The sequence below is a fragment of the Vallitalea okinawensis genome (assembly GCF_002964605.1).
Classification (GTDB): Bacteria; Bacillota; Clostridia; order Lachnospirales; family PQDH01; genus Vallitalea_A; species Vallitalea_A okinawensis.
In genome coordinates this window covers 282474-305149 of the sequence record NZ_PQDH01000002.1, presented here as the reverse complement: position 1 = coordinate 305149, position 22676 = coordinate 282474, and the positions used below count along the sequence as shown (strand labels likewise).

Below are 22676 nucleotides of genomic sequence, written 5' to 3'. Positions count from 1 at the left end.
GGCCCTTAAAGGGGCTTTTTTTTGCTTATGAGTAGAGTTAAATAATCTTGCATGCTTGACAAAGAAATTAATTTAGTATAAATTAAAAAAGAACACTGTTCTTTATTGGAGGGGATTAGTTATGAGATATGAAAAGTGGTTTCATATGATGAAAGAACAAGCATACAAAGATGCACAATATCTACATACTGAAAGAGGTTCTATACACTATACGGATATCGGTAAGGGACCAGTGATTCTTCACTCTCATGGATCTCCAGCTGGAGCTGATATAGGACCTGTATTCTTAAAGGATTTTACTCAGCAGGGGTATAGAGTTGTAACACCCTCTAGACCGGGTTTTTTAGGTACAGATTTAGCGTTAGGTAAGAGTATTGAAGAACAAGCTGATTTTTTTAAGAATTTTTTAGATAAATTGAAGATTAAAAAAGTATTTGTTCATGCATGGTCTGCTGGTGGTCCACCTGCTATTGCTTTTGCATTAAAGTATCCTGAATATGTGAATGGATTAATACTATTTTGTGCTGTATCTCACCGTTGGGTACATAAAATCACAAAGTTTGAGAAAATGATGCTATCGAATAGAGGAATCTGGATGTTATGGAATATGAGCAGAGTCTTCAAGAGCTCTTTTAGAAAAAAGAGTGCTGAAGAACTTGGAGTTGATTACAACTATGTCAAGGAGAATGATGAAAGATTAGCGTTATTAGATAATTTCTTTGAGATGACCGCACCACCTTCATTAAGAAATATTGGTTCATTCAATGATATAAAGAATTACAGTGAAATGAAAGAATTTGACTTTAGCAATGTAAAGGTACCTACATTAATTCTCTTTAGTCCTTCGGATAATCAAATACCTGTATCAAACGGTGATCTTCCTGCAGAAGGGATAAAAGGTGCAGAGTATATAAGATTTACACATGGTGGTCACATGCCCATGATTGATCGAGAAGCAGAATTGGTCAATAGAAAAATGCTTAAGTTCATGGAGGAGAATAATGGCTCAATATAAAAAAGATGAAATAAAAAAGAGAATTCTATTGAATGCTAAAGAAGAATTCATGGAAAAAGGTTTTCTAAATTCATCTATGCGTGATATAGCCAAGAAGAGTAAAATCTCTGTTAGTAATATGTACAACTATTTTATAAACAAAGAAGAGTTATTTCAAAAAATTGTAAAAGACGTATACCAGGAAATTTTGCATTTCAATACCACTGAGGCTATTAGTATGTACTATACAAGAATAGATCATTACGAATCAGATCTTGAAAAAACGATCAGTCAACTAATCAGTTATGTTGCTAAAAATAAAGAGGTCCTTAAATTATTATTAATAAAATCAACAGGAAGTCAATATGCAGATTTCAGGAATGAACTGAAAGAGTTATACTATGATATTGAAGTATCTACAGCTAAGGAGAAGTTTAAGACCCATCCTCAAGTCCTTAAAAAGATGCCTAGTGAGGATTTAATTAAGAGTTTATGTGATTTATATATTAATCCCTTCGAAAAATTTTTAAGAGATCAGTTATCGGAAAGTGAACTAAGAATAAGATTAAATGAGCTCAATGAATTTTTAATCCATGGTATTAATTTTTTTCTTCAATAAGAAACCAGTTTTTGAATAGGGAAGATGATGAAGAACTGCTTCAATAGAAGAGAAGCAGTTCTTTAACAGTTACGCAGATAGTCAATAGATTTATTTTATTCCGTAAGTTATAAGCAAACATTGTGCCATGAGAATAGATACGTTTTCCTTATTAGCTAGTAAATAATTACTGATTGCCATCTCTGTTTTCACATACGATTCTGCTTCAGCACGGGTCAACCCCCTATTCATAAAGAGATCAATAATTCTTTCTTGTTCATCATTTGGTATAGGTTTATCCCAACTATTTGTTTTTAGTAGTGAACTGATTTGCTCGCTGTAATAAACGCTATCTTCATCGGGGTTAATATAGTTAATCTTATCATTCATTCGGACATCTATGTTTTTTAAACCTAATTCTTGCATATAAATTGGGATTTTCATACCAACAGAATAATCTCTACCTTCTGAATGCAGCTCTGTTTTCCATAGCTTTTTTAATGCAGATGTTTTATAGTCAAAAGAACTATAATCCAATCCGTCTATATAAAGACCTGCATTTTCAAGTTCTCTATTGATAGATATTGTAACAACCATACCTCCGGCAAAGACAGCATCAACCATATTCTTTAATGTTTCTTTTGGATCTGGTAAGTGTCTTAATCTACATTGACATATTGCCATATCATACTTTTCTGTGGTTTTGAAAAGGTTTAAATCACTCTGAATAAACTCAGTCTTATAGCAGCTATCCTTAAAAAGAGTTCTTGCTTCCTCTATAAGCTTATCACTAACATCGACACCTGTATATGTACTGCCTTTCGGTAGCTTAGGTAACAACAACAAACCTAAGTACCCATAGCCACAACCAAAGTCGACTATGTTGATTGGTTTGGATATTTGCCACACCTTATCAATTAGAAATTCCATATAGTCATTGTTCCAAATATATGGTCTAGAATTTTTTAAATAGTCCAATCGATGATCCCAATGTTCTTTACTATCAGTTCTTCGTAATATATATTCTCTGTTATTTAAAGGTTTTAAGCCTAGAATTTGATCTACTGACACTTCGAAATAATCTGCAAGAGTTGGTAACAGTGTTATATCGGGCAAGGTTATACCAGTCTCCCATTTGCTTATAGACTGAAAGGACACCCCAAGAGAATCAGCTAATTCAGTCTGAGTTATTCCTTTCTCTTTTCTTAAGTTTGCTATTGAAAGTTTAATTCTATCCATTTAATTCCCCTCCAATTCCTCAATAGTGATTAATATAGTTTAATTGTATATGATAGACCAATTAATAACAATAACGTCTTATTTGAGAAAATTCGCTTACTAGTTGAGTAGATGATCTGAGGTAAACAACCATTTGAACTCTATACAAAATATGGCGAAACGCAAAGACATATTAGTGGTTATGTTGTTAACAGTGTTGAAGATGAAGTTGCTGCATTTGAGAGTAACAACAATATAAATGAGGAAGTCATTAGATTAAGAGAGTACCTTTATGATACCATTGATAGTGGTAAATATAGCCTTTATGAAAAATATGATTTTGATTTGTTTTATGGTCTATATGAGCCGGTGATTGATATTATTTTTGATGATGATAAATACACAGAAGATGATAAAATAAAGATTATTGAAGATGTTATTAATGACTACTGAAATTAGAATACCAGTTATGGATTATTAACAATGTTTATGATACAATGATTAAATAACGATTTACCAAATTAAGTAATGAATAAGAAAAATAAAGATAGGGGCAAATTATGAGAGATATGACATATACAAAACTAATCAATGAAACTTTGCAAATATATTTAAAAGATGAATACTTAGAAGCTTATAATTATATTACAGAAAATGCTCCTAAGGTAGAAGGTAATGAAGCACAAATTTTTAATTTTCGTTACGCAATAGCCTGCAAAGCAGGGTTAACTGATTTATCATTAGAAATAATGAAAGAAGCAGTTGTTGATAAAGGCTATTGGTACTCATATGAGTATTTAATGGAAGATGATGACCTTGAACCATTATATAAAAAAGACCAATTTATTGAATTAGCAAACATATGCAAAACAAGAGAGCTAGAAACGCTAAAAGATTCTAAGCCCGATTTAAAGGTAATCATGACAAATGATTCGGATCAGGAACAAAAGAGACAGTTGATCATAGCATTGCATGGTAATCAAGAGAACATTTTCATAACAGAGAAAAATTGGAGCTCTTGCTTGAAAGATAGTAACATGTTAGCTCTACCTCAATCATCTCAAATAGAGTTTTCTGATGCTTATAATTGGGAAGATATAGCAAAAGGTGCTGATGAACTGAAGAACCACTACGATAAGCTACTAAAAGAATACAATGTTGATTCTGAAAGTATTATTTTAGGTGGTTTCTCTGCTGGAGCGAGAGTGTCCCTTAATACTGTTTTAAATGATTTAATCCAAGTAAAAGGTTTAATCTTTGTAGGACCTTGGTTACCGGAAATTGATGAATGGGAAAATCTTTTAGAGCTGCTAAGGATAAAAGGTATAAAGAGTTATGTTATATGTGGAGATCAAGATGAAGACTGTCTTGAAGGTGCTATGAAGTTCATTGATATGCTAAATAATAAAGGGTTACCAAATAAATTCAAATTAATAAAGAATTTAGACCATGATTATCCTGATAATTTTAATGATTTACTTGAGGAAGCTTTTAAATTTATTAACATGTAAATAAATCCGCCTTACCACGACTAAGGCGGATTTATGCATAGCTTAATAAAATACTAAGGTGAGGAGGTTAGCATGAAATTTACTATACTAGGAAGTGGTGGAGCTATTAGGATTCCAAGAGCTTGTTGTGATTGCTCCATATGCAATGAAGCAAGGCAGAAGGGGTATCCATATAAACGACTTGGACAGAGCTTATTTTTACATGATGAGAATATCCTTTTTGATACACCAGAAGACATTAATGAAGAGCTGAATGACCATGAAATAAAAGAGGTTGATCATATTTTTTATACTCATTGGCATCCAGATCATACACTGGGATGTAGAATTATTGAATCCTTGATGGATGGTGTAGAAAATAAGAAGCCAATTGATGTACATATGCCGGAGGAGAGTATTGAGATTGTTATTAACAAATCAAATTCTATCTTTGATTTTTACCATTCCATAAATTTTTGTAATGTTATTTCTTCAGATAGAGAAGTTAATATTAACTCAATTAGCATAAAGAAAATTAAACTACTAAACGACTTTGCATATGCCTATTTGATCAATGAGAATAATAAAAGAGTATTATATTGCCCATGTCATGGTATGCATTTACCTTATATGGATGAACTATATAAGGTTGACCTATTGATAATCGGTAAAGGTTATAGTAAATATACCAATGTGGAATGGACTAATTTCGAAAGAGATACACTTAGAATAATTAAAGACCTGAAACCTAAAAAAGTCATATTAACGCATATTGAAGAATCTGATGGATTAGGTTATGACGATTATGTAGCAATAGAAAAAGAATATGATCATATCCAATTTGGTTATGATGGGCAAATCATAAAAGTGTAGGTTTAAGTAGAACGTTTTTACAAGATTAAATTAATAGATATCATATGAAAAACTAGTTACTGTATTACTCAGTGACTAGTTTTTGCTTAAATACACTATATACATTATGATAACATAGCTCAAATTATAAGTCTAGTATTAATATTGAAAAAGTGGTAAAGTTAGTTTGATATTAGCTAGTATCAATAGATAAAGAATGATGAGTTATATGGAGGTAATAACATGAGAATTGAAAGTAGTCGATTAGCTTTGGAATCTCTAAGTTTAGAAGAATTAATTAATTACGAAAAGGATTTTAAGTTAGACAGAGATCATATAGATATCTCTGAATTAATTATCTCAGAAACCCAAAGAAAAGCAATAAGAATTAAAGTTGAGAAGATGAAGGATATAGATGAGAGCATTCATGAATGGTATACCTATTGGCTAATTATTAATAAATTCGATTATAAAGCATTAGGTCTAGTGGGATTTAAGGGCATAGATGATACAGGTAAGGTAGAGATAGGTTATGGAATTACTCCAAAATATGAGGGAAGAGGGTATATGTCTGAGGCTGTTGAGACTCTTATTAAATGGGCATTTAGTAATGAAAAATGTACAGCAATAACTGCAACAAGAGTTTTAAAAGCAAATATTGGTTCCAGAAAAGTCTTAAAGAAAAACGGATTCAAATTAATAGATGAGGATGAAGATACATTTAACTTTATCCTAACAAAATAGAGTTTAATGATAATATATAGGAGGAGCCACATGCAGATGAAACAAAAATGGCATCGGCACTTAGGCGTATATGGTATTTGCCAAAAGGATAACAAGATGCTAGTGATACATAAAGGTAGAGGACCATACTCTGGAAGATTTGATTTACCTGGTGGAAGTATTGAAGAGAATGAGACTATGGTAGATTGCTTGCATCGAGAGTTTTGGGAGGAGACGGGTATAAGAATTAAAGTTATTGAGCAACTATTCACGAGAGATTATATAGTTCCATGGGAAAGTAATGATGACTATACTCATATCCATCATATAGCTATATACTATGGAGTTGAGTATGTTGAAGGAGATATCAAAAACTGTCCAAAGATAGATGACTCTCTTGGAGCGGAGTGGATCAATTTTGAAGATATAGATGAAAACAATTCCTCACCATTAGTGATAGAAGTTAAGAGCATAAAAAATAATTCTTTCAATTAAGAATTGAAAGAATTATGAAGTCCAATTAATCCGGGAATACAGCGAATGATTCTATTGATTTTGTTTCTAAATAAACGGGATCACCTTCATCAAATGGTTCAGTGGATTGATCAAGCTCCACAAGAAGATACTTATGTGGTGGTGTCCAAACCACTTGTTTTAAAACTCCAACATATTCATTACCACTATTGGTATAGATTAATAACCTTTTTCCAACGAAATAGTCGTGCATTTCCCTCCACCTTCCAAATTAGATATTTATAAATACATTACATCTTATGCTATACAGTAGATGTTTGTCACATAAAAAGTCCATGTATATTACCTATAATTAATCTTAATTGGTATAATGAAAAAAACTTGACAAATATTATAAAGAAGCATATACTACTATATTAAATACGGTGAAGAGAAAGAGTAGATAGATAAAAGCTATACAGAGAGTATCGGTTGGTGAGATGATACAGGTCATAGTCTATCGAACATGGTCTTGGAGTAGCGCATCAAAAATCTAATGGATGAGTAGAATGCGACGGTTGTACCCGTTACTGTACTAGGGTATAAGTTTGTTCACAAACCGTACTTGATAAGACTAATACTGTGAGGTATTAGTAAATAGAGGTGGTACCACGGGAATTATAACTCTCGTCCTCTGAATCTTAGGATTTGGAGGTGAGAGTTTTTTTATTACCCAAAATGGAATGGGTTGAACATTTATAATTCTCGGAGGTGTATATAATGAAAATATTAATTGGTGGAGCATGGCCTTATGTCAATGGAGAATTGCATATTGGTCATATAGCAGGTTTAATTGCAGGAGATGTTCTTGCAAGATATTATCGACAGAAAGGTGATGACGTGTTATATGTTTCTGGCAGCGATTGCCACGGGACACCAATAACATTTAAAGCTAGAAAAGAAAACAAAGACCCTTTAGATATAGTTAATTATTATCATGAGCAAATAGAGAGTGCGTTTCAACGATTAGGCTTTAGCTATGATTGTTATGGGAAAACCACAGATGAAGAGCATCATCATTTTGTTCAGGACCTATTTACGAAGTTATATGAAAATGGACATATTTATGAAAAAGAGAGTGAGCAATATTATTGTGCGGAATGTCAACTCTATTTAGCTGATCGCTACGTTCTTGGTATATGCCCATATTGTGGTGGCGAAATCAGAGGTGATGAATGTGACGATTGTAGTCGTCTGGTTCATATCCAAGAAGTGCATCAAACAACATGCGCTTTATGTGGGACTCCAACGAAACTAAGAAAAAATAAGCATCTCTACTTTGCCTTATCTAAATTTCAAAATGAAATTAGTAAATTGGTTAAAGAAAAAGAAGCATGTTGGCGAACAAATGCAGTAAAATTTACAGAGAGATACTTAGCTGAAGGTCTTCAAGACCGAGCATGTACAAGAGACTTAGACTGGGGTATAGATGTTCCTATTGATGGTTATGAAGACAAGAAAATATATATTTGGATAGAAAACGTGTTAGGGTATATAAGTATGAGTCAAGCATGTTGTGAAGAGAAGGGGCTGGATTATTTAGACTATTGGCATAAAGATGCTGACTGTCGGTCGTACTACATTCATGCTAAAGACAATATACCTTTTCATTCTATTATCTTTCCAGCGTTATTGTTGGGCTCCTTTGATTACAAGTTGCCTGACCATATTATATCAAATGAGTATTTGACATTGGAGGGTAAAAAAATATCCACAAGTAAGAATTGGGCATTATGGGTTAATGACCTTCTAGAAAGGTATGACCCAGACACATTACGCTATCATCTTATAGCAAATGGACCAGAGAAGAAAGATGCTAACTTTACCTTTAATGAATTTATACTGAGTCACAATGGTGAGTTATTAGGTGGTTTTGGAAACTTTGTTAATAGGAACATTGCTTTTATTAATAAGTACTTTGATAATAGGGTCCCGGAAGCAGAGATTGATAAGGTGATTGTAGAAGAATTAACTTCTCTTTATAGTCATGTAGGATTACTTATTGAAAAAGGTGAGCTGAAACATGCGATACAAAGTATTTTCGGTTTTATAAAGAGAGCTAACAAATATTTTGATGAAGGTCGACCTTGGGTAACAGTGAAAGATGATTCGAAGAAGTGCAAAAAAGTGATAAAAACATCAGTTACCATAATCTATAACCTATCTAACTTACTTTATCCATTTCTACCTTTTGGATGCCAGAAAATAAGAGATTTACTTAAAGTCGATCATGACTTTCTATGGCAATATATTGAATTAGATGGAGATAAGCAAATAGGGGAAGCCAATGTACTATATGAGCGAATCGATAAAAAGCAAATACAAGAAGAAATTGACAAGTTAAAGGAGGTATAAACAACCAATTTATGCTATAATAGGTTGAGAAAGCGAGGGGATATAGATGAATGAAAATAAGAGCACCCTACAACAAATAAATGCAGAGTTAAAACAAGTAATGGATGAGATTGCTGAAGCAAAAAGACTCGATAAAGTAATTTTATCAATAGAAGATGAACAGAGAGAATTAAAGAAGAAATGCCATAAGTTAGAAGAGCAACTACGCAAAGAAGAAGAGGACGTGGAAAAGCTCAAAAAAATGAGTTTGTCTAATTTTCTCCATACTCTATTAAATGATAAGGCAGAAAAGCTTAATAAGGAAGAGCAAGAAGCTTTTGAAGCTAAGCTGAAATACGATTCTGCCGTGGCAGAACTGCAGGCATCTGATAATAGTTTAAGTGTGTATAAAAATAAATACAATGAAGTGTCAGGATCTAAAAGAAATTATTCTATATTAATGGATAAAAAGAAATCCTATATAGAACAATACATGCCAGATCAATGGGAATCTATTGAAAAGATGACTAATGCAATCAATGTTATAACTAGTCAACTGAAAGAACTTAATGAAGCCATTCAAGCTGGTAATCGAGTTATGTCTACTATTGGTTTAACTGAAGAGGCACTGAGTTCTGCTGCTAACTGGGGGACTTATGATATGATTGGTGGTGGAACCATAGCTACCATGGTAAAACGAGACAAGATGCATACAGCACAGAATCATATCCATACATTACAAAATCAAATGCGAACATTTAGTAGAGAACTAAAGGATGTAGATACTTATTTAGACGTGGATCTACAGATTAATTCTTTTCTTGGATTCGCTGATTATTTCTTTGATGGCTTAATTGTAGATTGGGCAGTTCAATCAAAAATAAATGATGCAAAAAATAAGATATATAATGTAAGAGGTCAAATTCAAAGTATTATGAGTAATATTCAGAATGAAAAAAATCAGTTAACACGACAAAAAAGTAGTTTAGAACATGAAATAGAGCATATAGTAAAAGATATCCAATAGCGATTAATAAAAGTCTCCAACCTGTCATCTTATTAGATGAGGTTGGAGATTTTTTATCAACAAAGCTTTACTGGCACTCATATTAAGATTTGTATATTAGGTTACAATAAGTGATAGAGTTAGATTATCGATTATTGAGGTGACAATAAGTGGATGATAATGTAGATATAAAATTACCATATGAAGTTCCAATTACCTTTAAATATAAAGTTTCTGAAAAGAGATTGATGGCACTATTTTTTGTCATATTAATTTTTATATCGTTATCATATTTGGGGTTAATAGCAGAAGATTATACTATGATGATGGTTGGTATACTCATTATTGTTCTTCTTCTAGCTATTACTTTTGGATTTTATAGATCTTATCTAGAGATATCTGGTGATTATATTAAAATTAAATTTAGCTATATAAGCAAAACGGTTAGATGGGATGAAGTTGTAAGCATTGTTTTAAATGCCAATAATGATAAGAATTTAATAGGCATCATCACAAAGAAAAAATTACTGAGACAGAAAAAAAATAGAGTCTTAAATGATTTGCTATACTCGCCTTATGAAATATTAATTCAATTAGATTTTTTACAGCAAATGGATGTAGAACGTTTGTTTATGACTATTGAAGACAAAATGAATTGTGATGAGATTAATGAGTTTTTACAAAGGGAAGGGTTTTTAGTAGATGATAAGAAAGAAACAAACCAATTAGAGGAGAAAACTTCTAGCATCTATAAAGCATATTTAATGTGCTTTATGTGGGCAGTTATTATTGGTTTATTATATGGATTTCTCTCAAGTATCTTATCTGGAGATTTATATTTGATTACATTTGCTGTCATCTACTTAGGAACTTATAAAATAATTGGCATTTATCATAAAAATTATAATGAACAATCATTTAATATCTTTAAAAGATTAATTGTTGGACTAATATGTACACTTCCGCTAATAATTGGGATACTATCAGAAGATTTCTTTCATGCAAAAGTGCTACCTAATCGAGATACTTTTATGATAGTGAGAAATAAGATTTGGACTTTGAAAAATGATGAAGCACTATTTATAATGATATTATTTGGTATTGGTGTCCTATTATATTATGGAACCTTTCATGGAAAGACATTTAAAATTCAATACAAAATATATAAGTTAATAGGTTTATATAAACGATATGGTGACTACTATTGCAATAAAGACGGAGCATTATTTAATATATACTTAGTTGACCCTCAAGAACTGAATTATGAGTATATGGATATAGATGTACTACACATTGAAAAAGGATGTCTAGTAGAAAAAGATAAAAAAAGACCAGGTGGTTTGTATATACCTCTAGAAAATCTCAAAGAAAGCAATAACATATCATGGAAACAACGGCATGTATTTATCGAAGGCAAGCAATATCTCTATTTTGATCTTGGAAATCCTGATAAATGTCTTCCAAAAGAATATCAACTACCCTTAGTCATCTACTTAGATAAAGATAAGAACATGATTACGATACAAATGAGTTATTACAGAGAAAAATAATTATACAAATAATTGTATTTCATATTAAGGGAATATTTAAAAGCTTGTTTCATCTTTTAGAAATAGGCTTTTTATGATATAAAATATTAGATTACATATAATGGATTTTGCGTGCAATCAGCCATTTTAAAGCTATCCAATAAAGTTACATATATGTTATGTTAAACATCCCGAATTACTGCTACAAATGCCTTATTATTTCATCATTATTCCAAGTTGTAAACCGACTTATAGTGTGATAACTTATTGATAAATTGATATTTACTTTAAGAGAAACCGAGGTGGGGACCGTGTTTCGTATTATGAGGGGACTTGATGATATCTCAAGGAGTCGTAATTACTTCATTCTTGAGGGTATTACAGGAGTTAGCCAATTTGTACTAACTACTGGTGCATTTTTAGCAGGGTTCATTAGCTTATTAGGAGGTGGTGATGACATCAATGGTGTTATTGCTGTCATACCAGCAGCAACAGGAATTTTTCAAATATTTTCTTCTGTTTTCTTTGAAAAGATGGCGAGTAGAAAGAAAGCAATTATTAGTGTAGCTAGTATATTTCGTATACTGTTAGCTACCATTTATTTTATTCCTATTTTGTTGTTAAAGACAGGATACTCCTTACAGCTATTTGTTTTAATTTATTGTTTATCATACGGATTAAATGCTTTCTTAATGCCTGCAGTTGCTAACTGGATGATTAATCTAACACCAATTGAAATCAGAGGACAATATACTGCAATGAAAGATAAAATTTCTTTGTTTGTATCTGCGATACTAACTATCTCATTAGGTGGTGTGCTAGACTATTGGGATAGAGCAGGGAATAAGTATGCAGGTTTTATTATCATTGGTAGCATATTATTGTTACTAGCAATGATTAATGTATTTGCGTTATCAAAGATAAGTGAGCCAAAGGAGAAAAACATTCAAAGAAATTATAGAGTTAAAGATACAGTAACGATACCATTACAAAGTGTTAGCTTTAGAAAGGTAATTATACTTTATGTCATATGGAATATTGGATTACAAATCGGTGGACCATATGTTGCCGTATACATGGTAACTTCTTTAGAGTTAAGTTACACTTTTATGATGGCATTATCTGTTGTAGCAACAATGGTTCGTGTTCTTTGTTCAAGTTATTGGGGAAGATTAGCAGATAAAAAATCTTGGTTTCTTAGTACCAAGTTTTCGATATTAATTCTTGCTATTACTCATTTCATGTGGGCATTTGTAACAGAAAGTAATTACATTATACTAACTCCTTTGCTTCATATAAGTGCAGGATTTGCTTGGGCTGGAGTCGGTATATCTCTCTTTAATATTCAATTCCTGTTTGCTAAGAAGGAAGGTCGTACCATGTACATAGGATTAAATGCAGCTTTAGGAGGAATATTCAGTTTCCTGAGTGCTTCCTTGGGTTCAAAAATAATAAATTTGCTAGAGGGGACACAGTTGACAATGGGTTTCTTTGCCTTTAATGGCATGCAGGTAGTCTTCCTACTATCAGGATTGCTATTGTTAGCTTGTCCATTATATGTACACTTTTTCTTTGAAAACAAAGAGTTAGTAATGGAAACTGACTAGATAATACAAAAGCGAAGCGTAAGCTTCGCTTTTGTATTGGGGTTAAAACCTATAACTAAATGAAAAGATAATTTGTTTACCTTTAGGCATGATTAAGTAGTATGTACCAATTAAATGCCCAGATGGTCTTTCCTTTGTCCCTAATATGATCTCAGTACCTTCGTGAGTATCTATTGATCCATACCCAATATTCTTAGAACGTGTTGTATCATAAGTGAATTTAATCTTCATACCATCATATTCAAGTATACCTATTAGTGGTATACCATTAATAGTATACTTCACAAATTGAATATGATCTGGTTTACCTTTATTAACATTGCTCAAGAAGGATTCAAATCTTTCCTTATTGTGAACTTCTCCGCGATCGGTAATAACAACATTTCCATTTGCTAATGCTGTCTCTATAGGATAGTCCTTGGGGATAGACTGGAGTTCTTCCATAGCGTTCTTTACTCGATTTCGGGTTCTTGTAGGATTACGATTAATCATGGGTAAACATAGCATTGCATATAATAACTGGTACATAGATGTCTCCTTATAAATAAGGTTCATATTATTATATGTGTTGAAACATGTCTTTATTTACAACAAAATCAGAATAAGACGTGAGATTTAACAAGGAATAAAATTCTGCGATCAGATATATATTATTGACAAATATTCATTAATCGAATATAGTAGTACTATAATTATTATATTTTAATAGAGGAATTTAGAGTTAAATTAAAGTTTCTGAATATAGTAATTAGTATTGATTAGATTACTTTTCACACAGTTTACATAATTATTTTTCAAGAACTAAAGGAACGAATGATGTTTTTATAATATAGAAAAAACAGAAAGGGACTTATTGTATGTAAATTATATCGTTAAAAGAAAGGATTCGAAAATGAGAAAAAGTGCATTTGAGAAATGGCAGATAAAGATTTTTATTTTATGTTGGATAGTCTATGCCAGTGTTTATTTTGGACGTGTAAATATATCTGTGGCACTACCTGAAATTCAAAATGCTTTTGGGTGGAGTAAAACGCAAGTTGGTATGATTGGTAGTGTATTTTTTTGGGTATATGGTATTGGGCATTTAATTAATGGCTATATAGGTGATAAAGTATCGAGTAGACTCTACATATTTGCAGGAGTTGTTTTAATTGCTATAACCAATATTTGTTTTGGTTTTGCAACAAGTTTAATTGTAATGGTTGTTCTATGGGGAATAAATGGTTATTTTCAATCCATGATTTGGGGACCTATGATCAAAACATTGTCTTTTTGGAATGAAAATAAAAAACGAGGGAAAACGGCAACCCTCATATCCACATCCATGGTTGGAGGCTATATTTTAGCATGGGGATTAGCTGGCATAATCATTGAACAGACAAACTGGAAATGGGCTTTTTGGTCCCCCGGAATTTTCTTATTAATTTATGCGATTATTTGGGTGACTGGGATTCGTAATCATCCAATAGATGTTGGATTTAAAGATCCTAACGAAAAGTACTTTAAAAAAGAAAGTAATGTAGAAGATTCTAAGAAAGACTCCGTATCCTTTTGGAAAGTGGTTAATCAATCAAAACTTTGGTATGTTGTTGTTGCATGTGCAGCAAAGGGAATAGTAAAGGAAGGTATATCACTTTGGGGACCTATGTATTTGATGGAAACCCAAGGTTTGGATTTGAAGTCGACTGTAGGATTAATATTGCTTATTCCTTTCATGAACTTCATTGGTATGCTTTTTGCTGGATGGCTAAGCAAAAAGTATAAAAATCAAGATCAGATTACAATCAGTGTCTTATTTATTATATCAATTTTAACGAACATAGGATTGGTTAAAGTTGGAGGTTTTAGTGCCGTCTTAGGTTTATTATTTCTATCCTTATCATCTGCTATGATGTATGGATCAAATACTATTTTATTAGGTTCTATACCGATGAAGTATGCAAAATATAATAAGACATCATCTATAGCCGGCTTTTTAGATTTTGTCTCCTATATGGCAGCTGGATTAACTGCATCTATTACAGGGCTTATTGTTGACCAATTTGGATGGAATGGCGTATTGGTATTATGGATAGCCATTACATCTGTTGGAATAATAGCTATGGTAATGAATCATCTAAGAGTGAATCAAAAGCAAGAAGTGATGTTATAAGTACAAAAGCGGCTACCGCCACGTTAAAACTGGAATAGGAAAGTACGGTACCTTGCGAGCAAAACGCGAACTTTCTTATTCCAAAATAAGAAAGACCCTATATTAAACTTGATTATAGTAATGAAGAATCAAGTTTGATATAGGGTCTTTTGGTTTATTTAAGCTATAGACGTGACCTTTGTAAAATATCATTCATGTTTTGAATGAGTGGTAGTACTTTATCTTTCCGTTTGAGGGCAAGTCCAGCATAGATGCTATCAAGGAGTGTGATGTGAGCAATTCTTGATGCTATAGCTTCATTTAAAGATTCAATTTCCTTCGATGAAATACATAACACGATATCGGAGCAGTCATTCAAAGGACTTTTAAGAAAACTTGTAACAGATATAGTCGTAGCATTCTTACTTTTAGCCATCTTCATATTATCTATAATTTCTTTAGTTCTTCCCGTATGAGATATGGCAATTGCTACACAATCCTCATCCAATAGACTTGCAGATAAATAACTGATATGAGGATCAGTTATAGCTTGAGCAGGTAAACCGATTCGCATGAAGCGATAATAAAAATCATTAGCTATGGTAGAGGAGGAACCGACACCATAGAAAATAATTTTCTTAGCATTATCGATAGCATCAATGGCTTCTTTGATTTTCTCAAAGTCGATCATATTCAATGAATCTTGAAGGACGCTAATATTACCGTTAAATACTTTTTTGGTAACTGTGACCATATCGTCATCTAAATCAATATCTTCATAGATTGAAGAACTTGAATTATCAGAGTGTCGCACTAAACTTAGTTTTAATGCAGTAAAGCCTGAATAGCCAAGAGTTTGGCTAAATCTAACGATACTGGATTCAGCTATTTTGAGTTCTTTTGCAATATGTGCAATTGTCATTGAAGATACTAATCCTTTATTTTCTAAAATAAAGTCAGCAATCTTTTTTTCAACGTTATACATATTGGGATACAAATTCTTTAATATTAAATACGGATTCTGATATGAAGGCATTTGACAGCTCTCCTTTCATTATAACTATAGCATCCCATCGAATTTTATTCAATAGAATTCGATGAAAATCCTGATTATATTGGTAATAAAGGATAGATATCGTTATAAAAATCACAATAAACAATACAAAACGCACAATCAAAGAATTTTATTCATTAATTAATATAAAAGTATTGACATAAATTCTATGACGTGATAGTATTTGATTGTGAAAAGTAATTATGTATTTTGAATGATCATGGATTTTAAACTGAAATGAGGTGAATCAGTGAATTTTAACAACTTTGAAAATGAAGGAATTTGGTTCAAAGGGAATTTGCATTGCCATACAACTGTTTCTGATGGTACATATACACCTGAGGAAATCAAAGATATCTATAAAAGAAACGGTTATTCCTTCGTGGCTTTTACTGATCACGATGTGTTTACTGATTTAGATCACCTAAACGATGAAGAGTTTCTCGTGTATCCAGGAATGGAGATAAAGTCATTACTTTCATCTAGTCCAGATAAATGCGGAGACTTTCGAGGATATCACTTATTGTGCTTATCAGGCCCTAATGATGAAGAGAATGGTAACAAGTTCGAAAAAGGTGAGATAATGAGACCTCTTTTGAATGATTTGGATACATATCATTCAAATACTCAAGAGCTGGTGAATACATTAATAAATCGAGGGGTTATGGTAACAGTGAATCATCCCATCTGGTCTAGATTATTACCAGAAGATTTATTAAATATCGACCACTATTTTGCATTGGAAATCTATAATTCTCAATGTGCTGTTGATGGTGATGACACAGGAACGGGCGTCGTTTATTGGGATTTATTATTAAGAAAGGGTATGAAAGTATGGGGATTTGCTGCAGATGATAATCACAATAAAGATGTCATTAACATACCTGGTGGTAAAAAGATTTTGGAAGATCATGAGAGATGGGCTTCTTGCAAAGGGTGGGTATGTGTAAAAGCAAAAGACCTAACAAAAAATAGTATAGCAATGGCACTTAAAGAAGGTCGATTTTATTCATCAACAGGTCCTGAGATTCTAGAATATCAAATCATTGATAATTGTGTTAATGTAAAATGTTCCAAAGTAAAACGAATTGATTTTATAACTTACGACCGAAGGGGTTGGTCGTCTTTTAACTATGAAGAAGGCTTAACGGCTGCAGAGTATAGATTATTCGGAGATGAGCGATATGTTCGCGTTGAATGTACTGATTTTAATGGTAATAAAGCATGGACAAATCCAATCTTCTTATAAATAATATAAGCAACTAATTTACTATGGGAGGGTTAATAATGAAGAAGATTTTATCAATTTTAATGAGTTTAATTTTAGTAGTTGGTATTTTTACAGGTTGTGGGCAGGAAGAAGCCAGCGATAAGCAAGTCGAAACGAATAGTAAAGCAGAAAATGATAGTGGTGAAGAATATGTTATTAAACTTGGACATGTACTTGCCACCGATCATCCTGTACATATATCTCTACAAGGCGCATCTGATAAGATTAAAGAAAGAACAAGTGGCAAGGTTGACATTCAAATTTATCCAAATGGTGAGTTATCATCTTATCAAGATGGAGTTGAGTCAGTTATAGCTGGTGCACCATATATTTTCTATTCATCACCAGGTCAATTTTCAGATTATGTTCCAAATTTTGCAGCTTTACAAGCACCATTCTTATACGGTTCTTTTGAAGAGTATAGTGCATTAATGGATACAGAAGTTATTAGTAAACTAAAAGAAGAGGCTGATGCAGCTGGAATCCATACATTATCATTGAATTTTGTATCAGGATTTAGAAATCTACTTACTGATTACCCTGTTAATTCAGTTGAAGATATTGAGAACTTAAAGATTCGAGTTCCTGGTAACCCTGTATTTGTTAAACCTTTTGAACTCATGAATACTAATCCATCTAGTATCAACTGGAGTGAGACATATACATCATTACAACAAGGAGTTGTAGACGCGATCGAAGGAACTTCTAATAATATCTATAATGCTAAAATGTTCGAGGTTAAAAATGTAGTTACAGAAACGGCCCATATTATTGATTTATCTGGTGTTTTTATTGGTACTAAGTATTGGGATACACTACCTACTGAATACAAAGAAATCATCACAGAAGAAATTGCTAAGGCAGAGGTTGTACAAAATGATTTAGCTAAGAAAGCTGATAGTGAGTTTAAAGAGAAGTTAATGGCTGAAGGTGTTACATTTAATGAAGTGGATAAGTCTTCTTTCCAAGAAGCAACTAAATCCATTGTACTTGAATATGAAATTGGTCAAGAGCTGCTTGATACAATAGCTGAAGTTAACAAGTAGAACAAGGTTCAGGGTATATCTCCCTAGGAAATATACCCTGATATTATTTAGGGGGGCATTAAAGATGAGGACGAAAGCAAAGCTCATACTCAATAATCTTGAAGAAATCATCTGCTCTATTGCTTTAAGTGTTACGATAATTGCTGTAATGATTAATACATTTTTAGGGTGGACTATTGGAAAGCGTTTTGGTCAACTAGAAGAATTGGCGATTACAGGATTTGTATGGGTAACATTTCTAGGTATTAGTGTTGTTTATAAACGTAGCAAACATATACGAATAGATTTTATCGTTAGCACATTACCAGAGAAAATAAAGCGAGTGCTTAATATAGTGACAGACATAGTGGTCTTGCTATTCAATATGTACATAATCTACTACGCTTATATATTAGCAATGGGAGCAATTCAAAAGACAACATCCTTATTAAACATTTCTTATTTCTATATTGACTTATCCGTTATTCTGGGCTTCTTGTTTATGACAATTCATTTAATAAGAAATATAGTCAATGACATCAGAAAAGGGAGGGGGGCTGCGTAATGGTAATACTACCTATTATCTTATGTTTTGTGTTATTTTTGTTAGAAATACCTGTTGCGATTTCAATGCTGATTTCAACTTTTGCCTATTTTGTTTTCTTTGATCAGTCACTACCGATCCATTTAGTTGTCCAAAAGATGGTAGCATCTAATGAATCATTTACGTTATTAGCAGTTCCTTTTTTTGTTACGATTGGTGTCATTATGAACTATTCTGGTATAAGTAAAAGGTTGATGAAGTTTTGTGATACATTGACTGGGCATATGAGTGGTGGGCTTGGTCATGTTAACGTATTGCTTAGTACACTACTAGGAGGTATCTCAGGCTCAGCCAGTGCAGATGCAGCAATGCAATGTAAAATCTTAGTTCCTCAAATGGATAAAGCAGGCTATAACCGTGGATTTTCTACAGCAGTAACAGCGGCCTCATCATTAATCAGTCCAATTATTCCACCAGGAGTATCCTTGATTATATATGCTGTAATTACTAATTCATCTGTCGGTAAGATGTTTCTAGGCGGGTTTATCCCTGGACTTGTTATGTGCCTTACATTAATAGCAACTGTGGCGATAATCTCCAAGAAAGAAGGCTATAAACCAAGCAGAGAAAAGAGAGCTACTTTAAAAGAAATTTGGGTGAGTTTTAAAGAATGTGTCTGGGCATTGTTTATGCCAATAATGATTATATTCGGATTACGATTTGGATTTTTTACTCCTACTGAAGCAGGAGCTGTTATTATATTCGTTTGCTTATTTATCGGATTATTCGTTTATAAAGAGTTATCCATCAAAGATCTACCTAAGATACTCATTGAATCAGTTATAGCAACATCTTCAATCATGTTTGTTATTATAGCTGCTAATGTTTTTGGAGCCTATTTATCATGGGAGAGAATACCACAAGTACTTACAGAAATGATAGTTAATTTTACAGATAATAAAATATTATTCCTACTAATGATAAATGCCTTCTTATTAATCATGGGAATGTTCTTAGAAGGAACTGCATTATTAATGATTGCAACTCCACTTCTATTCCCAGCATCACAAGCCATAGGAATAGATCCAATCCACTTTGGTTTCGTTATGATCTGTACCATAGCTGTAGGAGGAATAACACCACCATTTGGTTCGATTATGTATCTTACATGTACCATTAGTGAAGTTTCAGTTGTAGAGTTCTTGAGAAAAGGATGGCCATTCATCATAGCATTGATAGCCTCAGCACTCTTGATTACATTCTTACCAGGTTTAGTAACATTCTTACCAGAGTTATTAATGTAAGGTTAATCTTAATATCAAAGCACCTATACGAGTATTGGTATAGGTGCTTTGTAGAGTCTAAGTATTTCTGTTTATCGCTTTCTTATTGTAAAATGACGTTGTAATAGTGTATACTGTATAGAGTTGTTCTATAGCAATAGACATTTAGATGGGAGTATTAGAATGAAAACGTTAATAGTAATCAATAATGAATCTTTCGGTAAAGGTGATGATGAACTAGGCAAAAGACTGATGGGTGCTTACCTTAAAAAACTATGGGTTCGCGATGAAATGCCTGACACGATTGTCTGCTATAATTCGGGAGCTAAGCTTGTTGCTAAAGGTTCAATGGTATTAGATGCTTTAAATGGTCTTTATGAGAAAGGGGTAGATATCCTAGCATGTGGAACCTGCCTTAACCATTATCATTTAGCTGATCAAGTGAAAGTTGGACGTAGTACAGATATGGGAGAAATAGTAGAACTAATGATGACTTATGATAAAGTCATCACGGTATAGAGGGAAGGCTTAAAGCCTTCTCTTTTTTTATACTTATCGCACAAAATATCACTCATTCAGTTATATTGATTGATATACTTATGTCAGCTAAATTTTTATTATGCCATAAGAGAGGTGAGTAGATATGAAAGGTTTAAATGGGAAAGTAGCACTTGTTACAGGTGCAACTAGAGGCATTGGTAAAGGGATTGTAATTGCCCTTGCAAAAGCTGGAGCGACAGTTTATTTTACTGGAAGAACGGAAAATGAGTATAAAGGTGCAGTTAAACTTGCAGGATCGTTAAGTGAAACTGAAAATGAAGTAAGAAAATATGGAGGTATGGCTTTTGGCTTAAAGTGTGATCATACTATTGACTTAGAAGTAGAAAAAGTTATTAATATAATAAATACTGAACACGGAAAAATTGATATACTTGTGAACAATGTTTGGGGAGGATATGAACATTTTAATAATGGTACTGAATTTTGGAAAGAAGAAGAATTTTGGACGATTCCCATCTCACGTTGGAATAGTATGTTTGATGCTGGTGTTAGGGCACATTATGTGACAAGCCACTTAGCAGCACCAACTATGATTAAACAAAACTCTAGTTTGATTGTAAATATTTCATTCTGGGCTTCACAAAAGAATGATAGAGGTGTTGCTTATGGAACTGCAAAGGCTGCTACTGATAAAATGACTGCAACGATGGCTTATGAACTTGAAAAATATAATGTTACTGTAATCTCTCTATATCCAGGTTTAGTAAGAACAGAATCGGTTTTAGCGGCTCAGGATTACTTAGACTTATCTAATTCTGAATCTCCTGAATTTATAGGTAGAGCTGTAGTTGCATTGGCATTAGATTCAAATGTAATAACAAAGACTGGAAAGGTATGCATAGCTGCAAAATTAGCAAGCGAATATGGTTTTACAGATATAGACGGGAAACAGCCAACTCCATTAACAGTAGAAACTTGTTAATAAAATAAACTAGTAATTAATGTATGTTAGTCTAAATAGTGATTTATATATTGGTAGTTTTAGTGCGTATCATCGTATAACAATATGTTGGTATATATCTTCAAAATATGTTATAAAAAATGTTAAGTGAGTGGAGGTATTTTTGAATGGAAAAAATACTTGATTATTATAAGGCACATGGTAGGATGACTGAGATAAAGACTAATCAACATATGGTTATAGACCTACCTCATGATATAAAAGGTATCGTTTTAACTGTACAAAATATTCTATTGCATCAACATTGGGCAAAACGGTACGGAATAGAGTTAGATGAAGAAAATGTCAAAGAGCCTTGGGTAAGAAGTGTAGAAGAAAAGCTAATTCATTTAAATAAAGTAGGATATGAACACATAACGGATCAAAAAGAATTGAAAGATAAAATGATTTCAATATGTCGTGACTTTTCAGTTGTTGCAGCTGCTCTTTGTAGAGAAGTCGGTATTCCAGCAAGGGCACGATGTGGCTTCGCTACTTATTTTGAAAAAGATAAATATATTGACCACTGGGTTCTAGAGTATTGGTGTGAAGATAAAAAACGGTGGATTTTAGTGGATGCACAACTTGATGATTTTCAGCAAAATGAATTGGGGATATCTTTTAATTCATTGGATGTAGGTAATGGCGATTTTATTATTGCACCAAGGGCTTGGAAGATGTGCCGTGAAGGTAAAGTGAATCCTGAACTATTTGGGATATTTAAATGGTGGGGTTATGAGTATTTAATTAGTAACCTACTCCTTGATGCTAATGCATTAGTAAAGATGCCCATGCAACCATGGGATAGTTGGAAAGGATATAAGAGCTTACCAGTTTCTGAATGGAGTGAAAAAGACTATTTGATCATGGATCAGTTAGCTGAATATGCTCTACATGTAGATGGTGATTTTGATGCTTTATACACATTTGTAACGGAACATGATACAATAAAAGTACCAGATAATTTAAATGAAGTTATTAATTGTTTAAAATAGGTGGGGGTT

The 22676-nt window shown here is 32.6% G+C and carries 22 protein-coding genes and 1 other annotated feature; of the genes, 18 read left to right on the top strand and 4 right to left on the bottom strand.

The genetic code is table 11. The features are described 5' to 3' along the window. Positions 1-121: 121 nt before the first annotated feature. Positions 122-1015, top strand: a complete 894-nt coding sequence (locus C1Y58_RS06560) for an alpha/beta fold hydrolase (protein WP_105615217.1) — start codon at positions 122-124, stop codon at positions 1013-1015. Beyond that, positions 1002-1613 (top strand): TetR/AcrR family transcriptional regulator, encoded by a 612-nt coding sequence (locus tag C1Y58_RS06555; protein WP_105615216.1) that lies wholly within the window; start codon positions 1002-1004, stop codon positions 1611-1613. The genes C1Y58_RS06560 and C1Y58_RS06555 overlap by 14 nt, the downstream gene beginning before the upstream one ends. Before the next feature lie 90 nt (positions 1614-1703). Here C1Y58_RS06555 and C1Y58_RS06550 read toward each other — a convergent pair whose 3' ends face one another. Then, positions 1704-2831: a DNA (cytosine-5-)-methyltransferase gene (locus tag C1Y58_RS06550; RefSeq protein WP_105615215.1), complete on the bottom strand. Its 1128-nt coding sequence runs from the start codon at positions 2829-2831 to the stop codon at positions 1704-1706. 539 nt (positions 2832-3370) lie between these two features. Here C1Y58_RS06550 and C1Y58_RS06545 point away from each other — a divergent pair. The 4 genes from C1Y58_RS06545 (at position 3371) to C1Y58_RS06530 (ending at position 6370) form a co-directional block, all read left to right on the top strand. Next, positions 3371-4321 carry an alpha/beta hydrolase gene (locus C1Y58_RS06545; RefSeq protein ID WP_207655719.1) on the top strand — a complete coding sequence of 317 codons (951 nt, stop codon included), beginning with the start codon at positions 3371-3373 and terminating at the stop codon, positions 4319-4321. Positions 4322-4393: 72 nt separating this feature from the next. Then, positions 4394-5173: an MBL fold metallo-hydrolase gene (locus C1Y58_RS06540; protein ID WP_105615213.1), complete on the top strand. Its 780-nt coding sequence runs from the start codon at positions 4394-4396 to the stop codon at positions 5171-5173. A gap of 222 nt (positions 5174-5395) precedes the next feature. Beyond that, the gene (locus tag C1Y58_RS06535; RefSeq protein ID WP_105615212.1) at positions 5396-5896 is read left to right on the top strand and encodes a GNAT family N-acetyltransferase; all 501 of its coding nucleotides are present in this window, start codon (positions 5396-5398) and stop codon (positions 5894-5896) included. A 30-nt stretch (positions 5897-5926) separates the two neighbouring features. Next, positions 5927-6370: an NUDIX hydrolase gene (locus C1Y58_RS06530; RefSeq protein WP_105615211.1), complete on the top strand. Its 444-nt coding sequence runs from the start codon at positions 5927-5929 to the stop codon at positions 6368-6370. A 25-nt stretch (positions 6371-6395) separates the two neighbouring features. On the opposite strand, the gene C1Y58_RS06525 is transcribed toward C1Y58_RS06530, so the two are convergent. Next, the gene (locus C1Y58_RS06525; protein ID WP_105615210.1) at positions 6396-6602 is read right to left on the bottom strand and encodes a hypothetical protein; all 207 of its coding nucleotides are present in this window, start codon (positions 6600-6602) and stop codon (positions 6396-6398) included. A gap of 163 nt (positions 6603-6765) precedes the next feature. Beyond that, positions 6766-7026: a binding site (T-box leader), on the top strand. 82 nt (positions 7027-7108) lie between these two features. Here C1Y58_RS06525 and metG point away from each other — a divergent pair. The 4 genes from metG (at position 7109) to C1Y58_RS06505 (ending at position 12864) form a co-directional block, all read left to right on the top strand. Further along, on the top strand, positions 7109-8743 hold the full coding sequence (gene metG, locus C1Y58_RS06520) for a methionine--tRNA ligase (protein WP_105615209.1): 1635 nt from the start codon (positions 7109-7111) through the stop codon (positions 8741-8743). A gap of 46 nt (positions 8744-8789) precedes the next feature. Next, on the top strand, positions 8790-9749 hold the full coding sequence (locus C1Y58_RS06515; protein ID WP_105615208.1) for a hypothetical protein: 960 nt from the start codon (positions 8790-8792) through the stop codon (positions 9747-9749). A 149-nt stretch (positions 9750-9898) separates the two neighbouring features. Next, positions 9899-11278 (top strand): hypothetical protein, encoded by a 1380-nt coding sequence (locus C1Y58_RS06510; RefSeq protein ID WP_105615207.1) that lies wholly within the window; start codon positions 9899-9901, stop codon positions 11276-11278. Between the two features lie 290 nt (positions 11279-11568). Continuing rightward, on the top strand, positions 11569-12864 hold the full coding sequence (locus tag C1Y58_RS06505; RefSeq protein ID WP_105615206.1) for an MFS transporter: 1296 nt from the start codon (positions 11569-11571) through the stop codon (positions 12862-12864). 42 nt (positions 12865-12906) lie between these two features. Here C1Y58_RS06505 and C1Y58_RS06500 read toward each other — a convergent pair whose 3' ends face one another. After that, positions 12907-13392, bottom strand: coding sequence for a DUF4362 domain-containing protein (locus C1Y58_RS06500; RefSeq protein ID WP_157949987.1), 486 nt, complete (start codon positions 13390-13392; stop codon positions 12907-12909). 364 nt (positions 13393-13756) lie between these two features. Here C1Y58_RS06500 and C1Y58_RS06495 point away from each other — a divergent pair, with 364 nt between their 5' ends. Beyond that, positions 13757-15016, top strand: a complete 1260-nt coding sequence (locus C1Y58_RS06495) for an MFS transporter (protein ID WP_105615204.1) — start codon at positions 13757-13759, stop codon at positions 15014-15016. Between the two features lie 163 nt (positions 15017-15179). Here the strand turns inward: C1Y58_RS06495 and C1Y58_RS06490 are convergent, their stop codons facing one another. Next, a complete protein-coding gene (locus C1Y58_RS06490) occupies positions 15180-16031 on the bottom strand; it encodes a MurR/RpiR family transcriptional regulator (protein WP_105615203.1) in 852 nt (283 codons plus the stop codon). Between the two features lie 268 nt (positions 16032-16299). On the opposite strand from C1Y58_RS06490, the gene C1Y58_RS06485 reads away from it, so the two are divergent. The 7 genes from C1Y58_RS06485 to C1Y58_RS06455 all read left to right on the top strand — a co-directional run bounded on the left by C1Y58_RS06485 (position 16300) and on the right by C1Y58_RS06455 (position 22667). Then, positions 16300-17298, top strand: coding sequence for a CehA/McbA family metallohydrolase domain-containing protein (locus C1Y58_RS06485; RefSeq protein WP_105615202.1), 999 nt, complete (start codon positions 16300-16302; stop codon positions 17296-17298). Between the two features lie 38 nt (positions 17299-17336). Continuing rightward, positions 17337-18365 (top strand): TRAP transporter substrate-binding protein DctP, encoded by a 1029-nt coding sequence (gene dctP / locus C1Y58_RS06480; protein WP_157949986.1) that lies wholly within the window; start codon positions 17337-17339, stop codon positions 18363-18365. Positions 18366-18429: 64 nt separating this feature from the next. Then, positions 18430-18909 (top strand): TRAP transporter small permease, encoded by a 480-nt coding sequence (locus C1Y58_RS06475; RefSeq protein ID WP_105615200.1) that lies wholly within the window; start codon positions 18430-18432, stop codon positions 18907-18909. Then, positions 18909-20192, top strand: a complete 1284-nt coding sequence (locus C1Y58_RS06470) for a TRAP transporter large permease (protein ID WP_105615199.1) — start codon at positions 18909-18911, stop codon at positions 20190-20192. The genes C1Y58_RS06475 and C1Y58_RS06470 overlap by 1 nt, the downstream gene beginning before the upstream one ends. A 162-nt stretch (positions 20193-20354) precedes the next feature. Next, the gene (gene yedF, locus C1Y58_RS06465) at positions 20355-20690 is read left to right on the top strand and encodes a sulfurtransferase-like selenium metabolism protein YedF (protein WP_105615198.1); all 336 of its coding nucleotides are present in this window, start codon (positions 20355-20357) and stop codon (positions 20688-20690) included. 124 nt (positions 20691-20814) lie between these two features. Beyond that, positions 20815-21654 (top strand): SDR family NAD(P)-dependent oxidoreductase, encoded by an 840-nt coding sequence (locus tag C1Y58_RS06460; protein ID WP_105615197.1) that lies wholly within the window; start codon positions 20815-20817, stop codon positions 21652-21654. Between the two features lie 146 nt (positions 21655-21800). Next, a complete protein-coding gene (locus tag C1Y58_RS06455; protein WP_105615196.1) occupies positions 21801-22667 on the top strand; it encodes a transglutaminase domain-containing protein in 867 nt (288 codons plus the stop codon). The last annotated feature ends 9 nt before the right edge of the window (positions 22668-22676 follow it).